Raw genomic sequence first — 14,694 nt, forward strand, 5'->3', positions numbered from 1 at the left:
GATATCCTTCCCCCCTTTAAACATGAGCTAAGTCACGTTATCAATAATGGAAAGCGGTAATCTGAAGATGAACCTAATACAGGGGAACAAAGAGGAAAGAGTATGAGAGTGGAAATTGCAGGCAAAAACATCGAAATCACTCCCGCCATCCGTGAGCGCATCGAAAGCCGCTTTGAAAAGCTGGCCAAGTGGCAGGTGGCACTCATCAATCCTCATGCTGTGATCAGTAAGGAGCCAAACCACCAGTTCAAAGTGGAAGCGAAAGCTGGGCTACCAGGTTCAACACTGGTTGCCTCTGCCGAAAGCGACGACATGTACAAAGCGATTAACGAGGTGGGCCAAAAACTCGAGAAGCAACTGAATAAGGTCCAACACAAAGGCGAAGCGCGCCGTAACGATAAATCAGCCGCGACGGTTGCGATGGAAGAAAATCCAGCCGATGAGGAAATCTAACCCTCAGCGCAACACCTAACTCGCTAAACATGTTAGCCCTGCCCTCGCGGGGCTTTTTGATCCTTGACACGCCTGCCTGCGCCCCATATGGTTAATCCATACGCAAACATAACAACACAACGCCCAATGCTGATTCTCGTTCGTTTTTTTCGCTTCTTTTTTATCTCGCCAACGCGGGAGGAAGCGTGCTAAGCCTAATCAGCCTGGCGCACTAACCTCCCAACCGGGAGGTTTTTTTGTATTAGAACAAGGATAATGTATGCCAGACACACCACGCCCACTGGATGAGATACGCACGCGAATAAGCCAGCTTGATCAAGAGCTGCTAACACTATTGGCCGAGCGCCGTCGCTTAAGCCTAGATGTCGCCAAAAACAAAGTCGCCGTGCAAAAACCGATTCGCGATCAAGCCCGCGAACAAGCCTTATTAGAAAAACTGGTGACCAAAGCGCAAGATCACCAGCTAGACGCCCACTATGTATTGAGTCTGTTTCACACCATTATCGAAGACTCGGTACTTATCCAGCAGCGCTATCTGCAAAACCTGGCCAACCCAGACAATCAGCGTCCAGTGGCACGGGTTTCTTTCCTGGGCAACCAAGGCTCATATTCCTATCTCGCCGCGCGCCAATACTTTAGCCGCAAGCAAACCGAACTGGTGGAAATGGCCTGCGACAGCTTTAAAAAGGTGGTAGAAACGGTAGAAACCGGCCATGCCGATTACGGCATCTTACCCGTAGAGAACACCAGTTCTGGCTCAATCAATGAAGTGTACGATCAGCTGCAGCACACGCGTTTATCGATTGTCGGTGAGCTCACGCTGCCTATCGACCACTGCCTGCTTACCGTCGGTGACCAAGACCCAAGTCAAATTGATACCTTGTATGCCCACCCGCAGCCGCACCAGCAATGCAGCGAATACATTGACACCTTGGGTAAAGTGAAGAAGATTTATTGCTCCAGCACCGCTGAAGCCATGCAACAAGTAGCGGATTTAAACCAGCCCAACGTCGCCGCGATTGGTCATGCGGCAAGTGGTGAGTTTTACGGTTTAACCGCGATTAAGAGCGAGATAGCCAACCAACAGCAAAATCACACCCGCTTTATTGTCGTGGCCCGCAAGCCGGTTAAAGTGTCGTCACTGACCCCTGCTAAGACCACCTTTATCATGTCGACCTCGCAGCAAGCCGGCTCCTTGGTGGAGTGTTTAATGGTACTGCGCGAGCGCGGCATCAATATGACCAAGCTCGAATCTCGGCCCGTGCTTGGCAACCCATGGGAAGAGATGTTTTACGTCGATGTTGAAGCCAATATGGCCAGCAACCTGATGCAAAGTGCGCTGGACGAGCTCACCACCCTGACCCGTTATCTAAAAGTGCTCGGCTGCTACCCGTCAGAGACCATTTCCCCCACCGAGGTATCGCTGCCGGACAGCAACGAATAATCGCGAGTAGCCATTAACGCCAAAAGCCCACGATGTGGGCTTTTGGCGCTTTAATCATTATCATATCGCTTAAACCACCGTGTGAAGTCCATGCTGAACACCCCCAAAATAGTCAAATTTTCGCTCAATAAGGTCGAAAAACTGACCGTCCTTTTTTTCGTAATAACGAAACAACGCGTAAGCAATCAGGTCCGCGAGTTGAATCAATCTTGTTGCTTCAGAATCGATAAAGGCAGGGACTTCTGCCATATTCCTCAGCCGCCCCCAGTCATGACCATCGAGTTTAAACGCTTTAGCGAGTGCTTGAATCGGTGCTTCTTTGCTGCTCTTGTCAAAAAGAATCAGACCTCTTTGGGTATTATTGAAGTGAACATGTTGTCTGGCTAAGAAATGATCGAAGCGGGTTACAATTTGTTGAAAGGTATAATGAACAGGATCATTTGGAGAGATGGCACCTTTTCTTACAACTGATGCAAATATTCTAAATTTACGCCCATCAATTAAGCTAAGAGCCTGTTTGATGGCTTCTAGGCGCAACTCTTTATCAAACTTCCGCCAAAAGCCTCGCCCCGCAAGCATGGGGGCGCCGTGGAGTTCAACAGCGTGGGGGTCTTGTGGATTGAAGATTGCCGCGATTTTATCTAACTAAAGAGAAAGCCAATGTGCAGAGCGCTCGAACACACTAAAGCCAGCGAGAACAAAATGCTCTTGGTCTGCGCCACCAGGCGTGCCGGATTCATCTGCGTACAACAAAAACATATACGAACCCCTAAGATAATAGAGAGTCGCAACGAAAGGAAATGGGGGGAAAGAAGGCGGCGGAAAGAGCTACGAGCTCAGTGCACTACAACAAGGCAGCACACCATAGATTGTTTCCAACCGCTCGATAACTATATCCCTAAATCACAGACTCTGCAACGATAGTTCTAATACGCTTTCGACCGCTTGCTGTAGCCTCAAACACGCAATGACCGTACATCTCATAGCGACGAAATAATACTTTCGAATCCGCTTAGCCTACTACAAAGACTCACTTTTCCACGTGCGAGCCTGATTATAAATACCCTATCACTTTATCCATGCGATCCAGTTCTTAGTCCCTCATATCGATATACACGCTATCTCACTTTATCTGTGTGGCTCTCTACCCTCCTGCCCCCTTGAAAAGGTGAGCCTTGACTAGGTCACGGTGCGGTGGGTGGCGTCGTTGGCTTGTCGCAACAAGCCTTGGCTTTCTTGTAAAAAGCGTGGGGCATAGTCGCCAAACCAGTTTTCCACTTGCGCGAAGGCATCGACAAACGTGGACTTATCATGTTGCTCGAGCAAATCAATCGCTTCCCCAAAACGCTGATAAAAGCGTTTGATCATCGCCAGGTTTTGCGGCGAGGACATAATAATATCCGCATACAGACCCGCATCTTGGGCGAACAAGCGCCCCACCATGGCAAGCTCTAAGCGATAAATCGGTGAGCTTAGCGCGGTAAGCTGATCTAAGTGGGGGTTTTCTTCTGCCAGATGCACGCCGTAAACAAACGACGTAAAGTGGCGCAGCGCTTGGATCAGCGTCATGCCTTCATCATGCTCGATGGCGCTGATCCGGTGTAGCCCAGCGCCCCAAATCCGAAATTGCTCGAGCAACCATTGGTATGCCTCAGGATGTCGGCCGTCGCAATAAACAATCACCTGCTTGGCAAGGCTGGCCACATCGGGGCCAAACATCGGGTGTAGACCGACCACTGGGCCTGAATGCGCGGCTAACATCGCTTGTAGCGGACCTGATTTGATGGAGGTGAGATCCACTAATAAGCAGTCATCTGGCAGTTGGGTCAATTGATTAATGACCGCTTCCGTAACGTCAATGGGTACCGACACCACCACCATACCCGCGTCAGCCAGCAAGGTATCCGCATGCTCCCAATCGTCTTTATCCAGCACAGTGACCTGATAGCCAGAAAGCGCAAACAAGCGCGCGAACAACCCCCCTAGCTGCCCTTTACCGCCAATGACTACGACCTGGCGTAAATCCGGGTTTAGACACTTAAAGCCAGAGTCGTTTTCGCTGCTGTACGATTCACGCATAGTACGACGCAGCACATCTTCAATTAAGTCTGGTGGCACGCCTTGCGACTGTGCTTCTTGACGACGCGAAGCGAGCATCGCTGCTTCACGGTCCGGCGCATAAATGGGCAAGCCATGTTGGCTTTTTACCTCTCCCACTTCTGCGACCAGTTCTAAACGGCGCGCGAGCAAGCTCACCATTTGCTTGTCGACATCATCGATTTGATCGCGCAATCGGCTCAGTTCTGCCACCATGATTTAGCCCTGTTGAATACGTTGTTGAAGAGAGGTTGCCAGCTCTTGGTGAGCATGACGCAACAATTGTTCGGTAGACGCCCAATCAATGCACGCATCGGTGATCGACACACCGTACGCCATCTCATCTTTCGGCAGATCCGCTGATTGGTTGCCAGCATTGAGGTGACTTTCGATCATCAAGCCAATCACAGAGCGGTTACCTTGTTTAATTTGATGGATCACATCTTCCGCCACCAGCGGTTGGCGACGATAATCTTTACGTGAGTTAGCGTGGCTACAATCCACCATGAGAGACGGATTTAGTCCCGCCGCTTCCATTTGCTGTTCACATTCAGCGACAGACACTGAGTCGTAGTTGGTTTGCTTGCCGCCGCGCAGGATCACATGGCCGTTTGGGTTACCTTGGGTATTCAATAACGCTACTTGGCCGGCTTGGTTGATCCCCATAAACCGGTGCCCAGACGCAGCGGCTTTCATCGCATTGGTGGCGGTGGCCAGATTGCCATCCGTGCCATTTTTAAAGCCGATTGGCATCGACAGTCCACTGGCCATTTCACGATGGGTTTGCGACTCGGTGGTGCGCGCACCAATCGCCGCCCAGCTAAACAGATCGCCTATGTATTGCGGGCTGATCGGATCCAGTGCTTCGGTGGCCAGCGGGATCCCCATTTGCGCTAAATCCGTGAGCAAACCACGCGCTTGCTTTAAGCCAGACTCCACGTCAAAGCTGCCATCCAGATGCGGATCGTTGATTAAGCCTTTCCAGCCAGTGGTGGTGCGTGGTTTTTCAAAGTAAACCCGCATTACAATAAACAAATGATCACTCAGCTCATCCGACAAGGCTTTCAGACGACGCGCGTAATCTTTGGCCGCCTCTACATCATGAATGGAGCAAGGGCCACACACCACTAACAAGCGGTGATCGCGTTTGTGAATAATATCCGCCACGGTTTGTCGCGCTTGGCTGATCGCCGCACGAGTACTTTTTTCAATCGGGAACTGGGCACGGAGCTGCTCTGGTGTGAGAAGCACCTGCTCGTCACGAATGTGGATATTGGTTACCGAGTCTTGCTGCATAGCCTTGCCTTGAGTTGTTCATTAGGTTTTACACGACAATACCAGGCTCTATTCTAAAAGCAATAGTGAGTGTATCATTTAATTTACTTAGTAAATTTAAGTTTACACTAGAATTTAAGATAGAGTCTTAAACCGTCAATCGTTACTATAACCTATCCGTGATTTTTGTGTGGGTGGTTATGGCCCTGGTTCTTTCCCTCTTGCAGCAAATGAGCGTTTATCTAGTGATCGCCTATTTGCTGAGTAAAACGCCGGCGTTTATGCCACTACTGAGTATCTCAGGACGGCTGTCGCATAAAGTCGTTTGTTATTTCCTCTTCTCAGGCTTTTGTATTCTCGGCACCTACTTTGGTTTAAGTATCCAAGATGCGATTGCCAATACTCGCGCAATTGGCGCGGTGATGGGGGGATTACTGGGCGGGCCGGTCGTGGGGTTTTTGGTTGGGCTGACAGGCGGGCTGCACCGTTACAGTTTAGGCGGCTTTACCGATCTCGCCTGCGCTATATCGACAACCGCCGAAGGGTTAATTGGTGGTTTAATGCACCGCTACTTAGTGTCCCGCAACCAAACCAGCCGTTTATTTTCCCCTACCGTAGTGTTAGGGGTGACATTTGTCGCCGAGCTGGTGCAAATGGCGATTATTCTCGCGGTGGCTGAGCCCTTTAGCCGTGCATACGAGTTAGTCAGCGCGATTGCTGCGCCCATGGTGATCGCTAACTCAGTCGGTGCCGCGATGTTTATGAGTATTATTGTCGACCGAAAAACCCTGTTCGAACGCTATTCAGCGGCGTTTTCCAGTAAGGCGCTAAAAATTGCTGAACGATCGGTCGGTATTTTAAGTAGCGGCTTTAATCAGCAAAGCAGTGAACAAGTGGCTGCCATTATTCAGCAAGAGACAGGGGTCGGGGCCGTCGCAATTACCGATCGCGAAAAGATCCTCGCCTTTACCGGTATTGGCGATGATCACCACCTGCCCGGTACGCCTATTGCCTCAGATTACACCCGTCGCGCGATTGCCGATGATCAATTAATTTATATCGATGGCGCCGATACGCCCTACTGCTGTTCGTTATCACCTTACTGCAAACTCGGTTCAGTGCTGGTGATCCCATTGCGCGGCGGTGATGGTTATGTGCTAGGCACGGTGAAGCTTTATGAGCCTAAACGGAAACTCTTCTCGGCGATCAATGTCACCATGGGTGAGGGGATCGCGCGACTCCTCTCCAACCAGATTTTGACCGGGCGTTATCAGCGCCAACAAAGCTTGCTCACCCAAGCCGAGTTAAACTTGTTGCGCGCCCAAGTGAACCCGCACTTTTTGTTCAATGCCTTAAATACCATTAGTGCGGTGGTCAGGCGTGAGCCGGAACGTGCTCGCCAGTTAATCCAGCACTTATCAACCTTCTTTCGCAGCAACCTCAAGCAAAATCGCGAAACGGTGTCGCTTGAGCAAGAGCTGAGTCATCTTGATGCGTACTTAGAGCTCGAACATGCCCGCTTTGCCGATCGTATGAGTGTTGAAAAGCAGATTGACCCGGCTATCTTACACGCGGTGATCCCAAGCTTTACCTTACAACCTTTGGTTGAAAACGCCGTGAAGCATGGGATCAGTCAATTGATGGCAGGCGGTAAAATTGTGATCCGTGGCTGGCAAGAAGGCGAATGCCTGTATTTACAAGTGGAAGATAATGCCGGGCTTTATCAACCGGCAGCACAACACTCAGGACTAGGGATGCGTATTGTCGATAAGCGCGTGCGCGGGTTGTTTGGTAGCCAATACGCGCTGAAAATGACCTGTCAGCCCGATGTGTGGACGCGGGCAACCGTTACTCTGCCCTTAACCTATCAAGCCCCCAACAAGGAGAGACAGGGATGATAAAGGCATTGATTGTTGATGATGAGCTTCATGCGCGTGAAGCCTTGGAAGATGAGTTACTGGCACTCGGTGGCGTTGAGGTGGTTGGACAGTGCAACAATGCCATCGACGCGCTGAAAGCCATCAATCAAACCCGCCCCGATGTGGTGTTTTTAGATATTCAGATGCCTCGCGTGACCGGTTTAGAGCTACTCGCGATGCTCGACCCCGACACCATGCCCAAGGTGGTGTTCGTGACCGCCTATGATGAATTCGCCGTACAAGCGTTTGAGGAAAATGCATTCGACTATTTGCTCAAACCCATCGAAACTGGACGATTGAAGAAATCACTGGAAAAACTCACCCGTGAGCTGAGCCAGAAACACGACTACCAAGTGATCACGCCCGCGTTGGATTTGCTCCCTTGCGCCGGACACAATCGAATTACGTTGATCCCTCACCAAGAGGTGGAGGTCGCACGTACCGCGCTAAGTGGGGTCGCGCTACTCACAGCAAAAGGCGAGTCTACCACGCACCTTTCACTCAAGGTTTTGGAAGACAAAACCCCCTTAATACGCTGTCATCGCCAATACTTAGTGCATCCGGCCACTATCCGCGAAATCCAGTTACTCGACAACGGCCTTGCCGAAGTGATCACGCAATCTGCCTATGTGGTACCTGTGAGCCGCCGCTATCTCAAAACACTGAAAGACAAGCTGGGCTTATGCCAGTAACTCTCACCGCGCGTTAGTAGAAAAGCCCATTTGCTTGGCTTTGAAAGTCGTTGTAGCCGCGCTGCCACTCCATTCTAAAACGCTGAGAGCCAGGGCGACTTTCACACACGCCCATATAGGGGTTGCCATCTAATCCCAGTTGGTAGGCATGCTTGGGATCGCAATAGGCGTCAATACCATGAATATAGCCTTGCTCGTAATCGAGATAGTTGGCATTGATGGTCTCGCCAGCCTCAGAGGCTAACGTCCGCAAATCGCTTAACGAGCGCTGTGGCAACCCGCGCTGTCCATCTTGCTCGCCAAGTCCATACCAGTTCTGCTCATCAACCAAGCCTTGGGTAGTCGATGCGGCACATCCGACCAACAGTACGACACCCCATAGTGCTAAAAACGTTTTTATCATGCTAAACCCTTCCCCTACATAAAAAAGCCCCAGCAGAAGCTGAGGCTTAGATCTTAGCGTATTTGCGCAGATATTGCCGTAAGACCAATCATTTAGATAAAAATCAATCCATGGGCATACACGCTAGTCGCTCTGATGACATGACCATCATTTCTCATCCGCGATCAACTGTGGATTCGGTTTGTAGCCGACAAAGAAAGCGATAGTGGCAGCAATTGTCGCTCCCACACCGATGATGGTAGCGATATTCATCGGTAGGCTAAACCCGATTTCAGCGTTAGCTAAGTAGGTAACAGTCACTGCGGTCATAAACATCGCCGGAATCGTGCACACCCAGTGCAATTTATCACGTTTAATCAGGTAAGCCGCCGCGGCCCATAGCATGATCATCGCGGTGGTTTGGTTGGCCCAGCCGAAGTAACGCCAAATCACGCCAAACTCCGCTTTGGTGATCAAAAAGCCCACCACAAACATGGGGATTGCAATCATCAGGCGCTTCACCATTGGTTTTTGCTGAATTTTCAGAAAGTCGGCAATAATCAGACGCGCAGAGCGGAAAGCGGTATCACCCGAGGTAATCGGCAGCACTATCACACCTAAGACCGCCATAATGCCTCCGACGGTGCCAAGTAGCGAGGTAGAAACCTCATGTACCACTGCAGCCGGGCCACCGTTAGCCAGCGTTTGATTAAGCGCCTCACTCGACTCATAGAAGCTCAAGCCCAGGCTACACCAGATAAGTGCAATCACACCTTCACCGATCATCGCGCCATAGAAGATAAAACGCCCTGACTTTTCATTTTGCATGCAGCGCGCCATCAATGGCGACTGGGTAGCGTGAAAGCCGGATACTGCTCCACAAGCGATAGTAATAAACAGCAATGGCCACAGTGGTAGATCAGTTGGGTGGAAGTTAGTCGCAAAGTCTAGCCCTTGGCTGTAGAAGCTGTGATCGCTCACGGCCAAGCCGATAATCAAGCCGACCGACATAAAGACAAGCAAGGCACCAAACACGGGATAAAAACGGCCGATGATTTTATCAATGGGTACCACTGTCGCCAGCACATAATAGGCAAATATAATACCCACCCACATCGCCACGCTCATCTCTGACAAGCTACCCAACAACTTGGCGGGACCGAGCACAAATACCACGCCGACCAACATCAAGAGCAACACCGCAAAGAAGTTCATAAAATGTTTAGCGAAGTTACCCAGATGCTCGCCGACCACAGAAGGCACAGAAGCGCCATTTGCGCGGACACTCAGCATGCCTGAGAAATAATCATGGACAGCCCCCGCAAAAATGCAGCCAAACACAATCCACAACATGGCTACAGGACCGTACAAGGCACCGAGAATCGGGCCAAAGATGGGGCCTAACCCAGCAATATTCAAAAGCTGAATCAGGTAGACTTTTTTGTCCGACAGCGGCACATAATCCACGCCATCGTTCATGCTCATGGCCGGTGTCGCTTTCTGCGGCTTAGGCCCAAAAATTTTGGTAATGAAGGTGCCGTAAGTGAAATAGCCCACAATCAAGGTCACCACGCATAATAAAAACCAGGACATCGCTGTTCTCCGTGTCGTTAGCAGCTAAGCTGCCAATCTTTTAGTAGGGTACAGATGCCATTTTGCCTACATAGCCGCCACATTCATCTGCTTTGTCGGTGAGTGGTCGCTTGGCCGAGTAAACGGTTGTAAAAGCGGTTGAGCGGTTGAGCGGTTGAGCGGTTAGTTGAGGACAATAAAAAAGCCCGTCCAAGTGGACGGGCTTTTTGAGCAATAAACGCCGAGGGCGATTACTTCTTGTTAAGACGCTCTTTGATTCGAGCTGACTTACCAGAACGCTCACGCAGGTAGTACAGTTTGGCACGACGTACTGCACCGCGACGTTTAACAGTAATGCTGTCGATAACTGGCGAATGGATTTGGAAAGTACGCTCTACACCTTCACCGCTTGATACTTTACGTACGGTAAATGCAGTGTGTAGACCACGGTTGCGCTTAGCGATAACCACACCTTCATATGGCTGCAGACGCTCACGGTTACCTTCTTTTACTTTAAGCTGTACCAGGACAGTGTCACCTGCTTGAAACTCAGGCAGGTCTTTTTTCATTTGCTCTTCTTCGAGCTGCTTGATGATGTTACTCATTGTTTATAACCCTAGAATAAACTGAAACTCAATTTGATTCGGCACTTGCACGGTGTTCTTTTATGAACTCGGCAAGTAGTGATTCCTGTTCGTCAGTCAGAGCTAGGTTTTCCAGGAGCTCTGGTCGTCGTAGCCAAGTGCGACCTAGCGATTGCTTTAATCGCCAGCGACGAATGTCCTTGTGATTGCCGGATTTTAGCACCTCTGGTACCCCCAACCCGTCTAACACTTCTGGACGTGTGTAGTGTGGACAGTCTAACAACCCGTTAGCAAAGGAGTCTTCCTCTGCTGACGCCATGTCGCCGAGTACACCCGGTACAAACCGAGCAACCGCGTCCACCAGCGTCATTGCGGGCAGCTCGCCCCCACTGAGCACAAAATCTCCCACCGACCATTCTTCGTCTACATGGGTTTGAATAATGCGCTCATCTACCCCTTCATACCGGCCGCAAATCAAAATAAGTTTGTCATTGCTAGCCAGTGATTCAACCCCCGCTTGGTCGAGCTTGCGCCCTTGCGGAGAGAGGTAAACCACTTTCGCTTTATCGCCTGCGGCATGTTTGGCAGCGTGAATAGCATCGCGCAACGGCTCAACCATCATCAACATACCGGGGCCACCGCCGTAGGGTCGATCATCAACCGTACGGTGTCTGTCGTGGGTGAAATCACGCGGATTCCACGTTTCGACGTTTAACAGCCCTTTTTTTACCGCTTGGCCCGTGACTCCAAAATCAGTGACCGCTCGGAACATTTCAGGAAACAGGCTAATAATGCCAACCCACATATTTCCGCTCGCTTACCGTTGGAGTTTAAAAACCAGGATCCCAGTCAACTTCGATCCGTTGAGCAGTGCGATCAATTGACTTGATAACCTGCTCTTCAAGGAACGGAATTAAGCGTTCCTTTTTGCCAAAAGCATCTTTGAGGTTGGCTTTGACGACAAGTACGTCGTTAGAGCCGGTTTCGAGCATGTCAGTCACCGTACCGAGGTGGTAGCCTTTCGCATTCACCACGTCCATGCCAAACAGCTCACGCCAATAAAACTCTTCATCTGATAAAGCAGGCAGCGACTCAGTCCCTACTGCAATCTCAGCATTGGTCAGCATCTGCGCGTCTTCGCGCTGATCCAGCCCTTTGAGCTTGGCAACATACCCCTTGTTGTGGCGTTTCCAGTCTTCTAACTCGAAACGTTGCCACTCGCCACGCACCTGGATATACCAAGGTGAGTAGGCAAAAATGCTCTCAGCTTCTTCAGTGTAAGAAAAAATCTTGAGCCAGCCACGAATACCGTATGACGCGCCTAGCTTGCCAACCACGATAGTATCTTGCTCACTCATTTCTTCTTTTAACCCTGACACTGGAGACTTACGCTGCTTTCGCGGCGTCTTTAACTAGCTTAGCCACACGGTCAGAAACCGTTGCGCCTTCGCTAACCCAGTGGTTTACGCGATCCAGGTCAAGGCGTAGTTTCTCTTCCTGGCCTTGAGCAACAGGGTTAAAGAAACCGATTTTCTCGATGAAGCGACCGTCGCGCGCCTGGCGGCTGTCAGCTACAACGATTTGATAAAATGGGCGTTTTTTCGCGCCATGACGTGCCAAACGAATGGTTACCATATCGTCCTCATTTGCATTACTTAATAAAATTGGCCCCGTTTCGCGTAAGCAATGCGGGGCCTCGTGCCAAAATAAAGCTCGGGAATTTTACTCTTTATTGCTGTGAATGCAACTGGTTTAGTCAAATTTCCACCAGTTGTCCCAAGCCTCACAGCGAGTTGATCTGCCTGCCAGCACTGGGCTGACAGGCAAGTCCGCTATCTGATTAGCCCATGAATCCGCCAGGCCCACCTGGGCCACCACCCGGTGGCATCATGCCTTTCATTTGGCGCATCATGTTGCGCATGCCACCTTTTTGCATCTTCTTCATCATTTTCTGCATTTGGGTAAACTGCTTAAGAAGACGGTTCACGTCCTGTACTTGGGTACCTGAACCCGCAGCAATCCGCTTTTTACGCGACCCTTTGATAATTTCTGGACGCTGGCGCTCACGGGGTGTCATCGAGTTGATGATCGCTTCCATCTGCAAGAACATTTTATCATCAACGTTATCTTTCACGTTGTCGGGCACATTCGACATCCCAGGCAACTTATCCATCATGCCCATCATGCCACCCATGCCCTTCATCTGCTCAAGCTGGTCGCGAAAATCGGCCAAGTCGAAGCCTTTTTTCTGCTTAAACTTCTTGGCCATTTTCTCGGCTTTGTCTTTATCGACATTACGCTCGAGATCTTCGATAAGCGACAAGACATCGCCCATCCCTAAGATACGGGATGCCACCCGGTCAGGATGGAAAGGCTCCAGTGCGTCGGTTTTTTCACCCACACCCAAAAATTTGATCGGCTTGCCGGTGATATGGCGCACCGATAATGCCGCACCGCCACGGGCATCACCATCAACTTTGGTCAATACCACACCCGTTAACGCCAACGCGTCATTAAAGGCTTTGGCGGTATTTGCCGCATCTTGACCTGTCATCGCGTCAACCACGAACAAGGTCTCTACTGGGTTGACCGCACTATGAACGTCCTTGATCTCGTCCATCATGGCGTCGTCAACGTGCAAGCGACCCGCGGTATCGACAATCACCACGTCGTAGAACTTCAGCTTGCCGTGATCAACCGCCGCTTTGGCAATATCAACGGGATTTTGGTCAGCACTCGAGGGGAAGAAATCCACCCCGACTTCACCCGCCAAGGTTTCCAGCTGTTTAATCGCCGCAGGGCGATACACGTCCGCAGACACCACCAAGACTTTCTTTTTTTCTTGCTCGGTAAGCATCTTACCCAGCTTGCCCACACTGGTGGTTTTACCCGCCCCTTGCAAGCCTGCCATCAAAATCACTGCGGGCGGTTGGGCCGCGAGATCCAATTTTTCATTGGCATCGCCCATCACCGCTTCCAACTCGGCTTGGACAATCTTGATAAATTCCTGCCCTGGGGTCAGGCTTTTAGACACTTCAATGCCAACGGCGCGTTCTTTGACGCGTTTGACAAAATCACGAACCACAGGGAGCGCGACATCGGCTTCCAGCAGCGCCATACGCACTTCGCGTAGGGTCTCTTTGATATTGTCTTCCGTTAACCGACCACGGCCGCTCACATTTTTGAGCGTCCGGGATAAACGTTCTGATAAGTTTTCAAACATGCGTTACTCGCCCACTCGTCCTATTGGCCCATGATTTTTCATCTGGGTGCAATCGCTGTCGCGAAATTACTGAGATTATACCGCAATCCCCCCATCGCTTGCATGTATCGATAGCGACGAAGATTGAGGCAAGGTATACTCACACCTTCATTCTTATTGATTAACTGACTGATCGGTGACGATGGAAATTCTGACAGCCTTATTCGCATCAATGCTTTATCTGGCCGCCATTTTGCAGATCATCCCCGGCTTGTCCAGCAACAATCAAATTAGTGCGAAGCCGGTCTTTTTCACCGCCGTGGCTGCGCTGGCGCTGCATGCTTATTTGTTAAAAGACCTGATTTTATCCGGCACAGGACAGAATCTTAGCATGCTCAACGTCGCCTCCTTGGTGAGTTTTATCATTGCGATGATGACCACAGGGCTAATTTTTCGATTGCGGCTGTGGTTCTTGCTCCCGGTGGTTTATGCCTTCGCTGGGCTAAACTTGGCGAGCGCGACCCTGCTGCCCGGTGCCTTTATTACCCATCTCGAATCGCACCCAGAGGTGCTATTGCACATTTCTCTGGCGCTGTTCGCCTATTCAACCTTGATGATCGCTACGCTCTATGCGCTGCAGTTGGCCTGGTTGGATTATCAACTCAAACATAAAAAACGCCAGGTCATTAATCACAATGTCCCTCCTTTAATGATGGTGGAACGACAGCTTTTCAACATCATTTTGGTGGGTCAGGTACTATTAACCTTCACTCTAATGACAGGATTTATTTTTGTCGATGATATGTTCGCGCAAGGGAAAGCGCACAAAGCCTTCCTTTCTATGGCCGCTTGGGTCGTGTATGGCGTTCTCCTTTGGGGGCATTATCAATCAGGCTGGCGTGGACGCCGGGTGGTCTGGTTTAGTATTGTGGGCGCCTTTCTACTCACTTTAGCCTATTTTGGCAGTCGTTTTGTCCGTGAGATTCTGATCGCGGGTTAAGACAGCGCGCGCATCACAGAGGGCAACCGGCCCCTGCGCGTGGCGGTAGTATACACTCGAGCATAGGCTCTGAT

At 50.5% G+C, this 14,694-nt stretch carries 16 protein-coding genes; 5 read left to right on the top strand and 11 right to left on the bottom strand.

Features of this window, described 5'->3' with window-relative positions; genetic code table 11:
* The first annotated feature begins 102 nt into the window (after positions 1-102).
* Positions 103-453 carry a ribosome-associated translation inhibitor RaiA gene (gene raiA, locus BZG20_RS10025; RefSeq protein ID WP_046074133.1) on the top strand — a complete coding sequence of 117 codons (351 nt, stop codon included), beginning with the start codon at positions 103-105 and terminating at the stop codon, positions 451-453.
* Positions 454-712: 259 nt separating this feature from the next.
* A complete protein-coding gene (gene pheA / locus BZG20_RS10030; protein ID WP_046074132.1) occupies positions 713-1,897 on the top strand; it encodes a prephenate dehydratase in 1,185 nt (394 codons plus the stop codon).
* A gap of 69 nt (positions 1,898-1,966) precedes the next feature.
* Here pheA and BZG20_RS10035 read toward each other — a convergent pair whose 3' ends face one another.
* The 4 genes from BZG20_RS10035 to BZG20_RS10050 all read right to left on the bottom strand — a co-directional run bounded on the left by BZG20_RS10035 (position 1,967) and on the right by BZG20_RS10050 (position 5,290).
* On the bottom strand, positions 1,967-2,476 hold the full coding sequence (locus BZG20_RS10035; protein WP_046074219.1) for a DUF3800 domain-containing protein: 510 nt from the start codon (positions 2,474-2,476) through the stop codon (positions 1,967-1,969).
* 66 nt (positions 2,477-2,542) lie between these two features.
* Positions 2,543-2,656 carry a DUF3800 domain-containing protein gene (locus tag BZG20_RS16175; protein WP_241828697.1) on the bottom strand — a complete coding sequence of 38 codons (114 nt, stop codon included), beginning with the start codon at positions 2,654-2,656 and terminating at the stop codon, positions 2,543-2,545.
* 420 nt (positions 2,657-3,076) lie between these two features.
* Entirely contained in the window at positions 3,077-4,210 is a 1,134-nt protein-coding gene (gene tyrA, locus BZG20_RS10045; RefSeq protein WP_077578913.1) for a bifunctional chorismate mutase/prephenate dehydrogenase, read from the bottom strand.
* Between the two features lie 3 nt (positions 4,211-4,213).
* Complete coding sequence (locus BZG20_RS10050) at positions 4,214-5,290, bottom strand: 3-deoxy-7-phosphoheptulonate synthase (protein ID WP_046074130.1); 1,077 nt, start codon at positions 5,288-5,290, stop codon at positions 4,214-4,216.
* Between the two features lie 179 nt (positions 5,291-5,469).
* Here BZG20_RS10050 and BZG20_RS10055 point away from each other — a divergent pair, with 179 nt between their 5' ends.
* A complete protein-coding gene (locus BZG20_RS10055; RefSeq protein WP_046074129.1) occupies positions 5,470-7,167 on the top strand; it encodes a sensor histidine kinase in 1,698 nt (565 codons plus the stop codon).
* Positions 7,164-7,880, top strand: a complete 717-nt coding sequence (btsR, locus tag BZG20_RS10060) for a two-component system response regulator BtsR (RefSeq protein ID WP_077578915.1) — start codon at positions 7,164-7,166, stop codon at positions 7,878-7,880. Before BZG20_RS10055 ends, btsR begins: the two co-directional genes overlap by 4 nt.
* Before the next feature lie 13 nt (positions 7,881-7,893).
* Here the strand turns inward: btsR and BZG20_RS10065 are convergent, their stop codons facing one another.
* The 7 genes from BZG20_RS10065 to ffh form a co-directional block, all read right to left on the bottom strand.
* Positions 7,894-8,283 carry a DUF2799 domain-containing protein gene (locus tag BZG20_RS10065; RefSeq protein ID WP_077578917.1) on the bottom strand — a complete coding sequence of 130 codons (390 nt, stop codon included), beginning with the start codon at positions 8,281-8,283 and terminating at the stop codon, positions 7,894-7,896.
* 147 nt (positions 8,284-8,430) lie between these two features.
* Positions 8,431-9,855 carry a carbon starvation protein A gene (locus BZG20_RS10070; protein ID WP_046074126.1) on the bottom strand — a complete coding sequence of 475 codons (1,425 nt, stop codon included), beginning with the start codon at positions 9,853-9,855 and terminating at the stop codon, positions 8,431-8,433.
* A 230-nt stretch (positions 9,856-10,085) separates the two neighbouring features.
* Positions 10,086-10,439, bottom strand: a complete 354-nt coding sequence (rplS, locus tag BZG20_RS10075; RefSeq protein WP_046074125.1) for a 50S ribosomal protein L19 — start codon at positions 10,437-10,439, stop codon at positions 10,086-10,088.
* A gap of 28 nt (positions 10,440-10,467) precedes the next feature.
* Complete coding sequence (gene trmD / locus BZG20_RS10080; protein WP_046074124.1) at positions 10,468-11,223, bottom strand: tRNA (guanosine(37)-N1)-methyltransferase TrmD; 756 nt, start codon at positions 11,221-11,223, stop codon at positions 10,468-10,470.
* 25 nt (positions 11,224-11,248) lie between these two features.
* Complete coding sequence (gene rimM / locus BZG20_RS10085; protein WP_077578918.1) at positions 11,249-11,776, bottom strand: ribosome maturation factor RimM; 528 nt, start codon at positions 11,774-11,776, stop codon at positions 11,249-11,251.
* 28 nt (positions 11,777-11,804) lie between these two features.
* Positions 11,805-12,053 (bottom strand): 30S ribosomal protein S16, encoded by a 249-nt coding sequence (gene rpsP / locus BZG20_RS10090; protein ID WP_046074122.1) that lies wholly within the window; start codon positions 12,051-12,053, stop codon positions 11,805-11,807.
* Between the two features lie 205 nt (positions 12,054-12,258).
* Positions 12,259-13,641 (bottom strand): signal recognition particle protein, encoded by a 1,383-nt coding sequence (gene ffh / locus BZG20_RS10095; protein ID WP_046074121.1) that lies wholly within the window; start codon positions 13,639-13,641, stop codon positions 12,259-12,261.
* 181 nt (positions 13,642-13,822) lie between these two features.
* On the opposite strand from ffh, the gene BZG20_RS10100 reads away from it, so the two are divergent.
* On the top strand, positions 13,823-14,620 hold the full coding sequence (locus BZG20_RS10100; protein WP_077578920.1) for an inner membrane protein YpjD: 798 nt from the start codon (positions 13,823-13,825) through the stop codon (positions 14,618-14,620).
* The last annotated feature ends 74 nt before the right edge of the window (positions 14,621-14,694 follow it).

The organism is Salinivibrio sp. IB868, assembly GCF_001995655.1.
Lineage (GTDB): Bacteria > Pseudomonadota > Gammaproteobacteria > Enterobacterales > Vibrionaceae > Salinivibrio > Salinivibrio siamensis.

Excerpts from the sequence above, each read along its gene's own strand:
- raiA (WP_046074133.1), top strand. The coding sequence starts at position 103 with ATGAGAGTGGAAATTGCAGGCAAAAACATCGAAATCACTCCCGCCATC.
- pheA (WP_046074132.1), top strand. The coding sequence starts at position 713 with ATGCCAGACACACCACGCCCACTGGATGAGATACGCACGCGAATAAGC.
- BZG20_RS10035 (WP_046074219.1), bottom strand. The coding sequence starts at position 2,476 with ATGCTTGCGGGGCGAGGCTTTTGGCGGAAGTTTGATAAAGAGTTGCGC.
- BZG20_RS16175 (WP_241828697.1), bottom strand. The coding sequence starts at position 2,656 with ATGTTTTTGTTGTACGCAGATGAATCCGGCACGCCTGGTGGCGCAGAC.
- tyrA (WP_077578913.1), bottom strand. The coding sequence starts at position 4,210 with ATGGTGGCAGAACTGAGCCGATTGCGCGATCAAATCGATGATGTCGAC.
- BZG20_RS10050 (WP_046074130.1), bottom strand. The coding sequence starts at position 5,290 with ATGCAGCAAGACTCGGTAACCAATATCCACATTCGTGACGAGCAGGTG.
- BZG20_RS10055 (WP_046074129.1), top strand. The coding sequence starts at position 5,470 with ATGGCCCTGGTTCTTTCCCTCTTGCAGCAAATGAGCGTTTATCTAGTG.
- btsR (WP_077578915.1), top strand. The coding sequence starts at position 7,164 with ATGATAAAGGCATTGATTGTTGATGATGAGCTTCATGCGCGTGAAGCC.
- BZG20_RS10065 (WP_077578917.1), bottom strand. The coding sequence starts at position 8,283 with ATGATAAAAACGTTTTTAGCACTATGGGGTGTCGTACTGTTGGTCGGA.
- BZG20_RS10070 (WP_046074126.1), bottom strand. The coding sequence starts at position 9,855 with ATGTCCTGGTTTTTATTATGCGTGGTGACCTTGATTGTGGGCTATTTC.
- rplS (WP_046074125.1), bottom strand. The coding sequence starts at position 10,439 with ATGAGTAACATCATCAAGCAGCTCGAAGAAGAGCAAATGAAAAAAGAC.
- trmD (WP_046074124.1), bottom strand. The coding sequence starts at position 11,223 with ATGTGGGTTGGCATTATTAGCCTGTTTCCTGAAATGTTCCGAGCGGTC.
- rimM (WP_077578918.1), bottom strand. The coding sequence starts at position 11,776 with ATGAGTGAGCAAGATACTATCGTGGTTGGCAAGCTAGGCGCGTCATAC.
- rpsP (WP_046074122.1), bottom strand. The coding sequence starts at position 12,053 with ATGGTAACCATTCGTTTGGCACGTCATGGCGCGAAAAAACGCCCATTT.
- ffh (WP_046074121.1), bottom strand. The coding sequence starts at position 13,641 with ATGTTTGAAAACTTATCAGAACGTTTATCCCGGACGCTCAAAAATGTG.
- BZG20_RS10100 (WP_077578920.1), top strand. The coding sequence starts at position 13,823 with ATGGAAATTCTGACAGCCTTATTCGCATCAATGCTTTATCTGGCCGCC.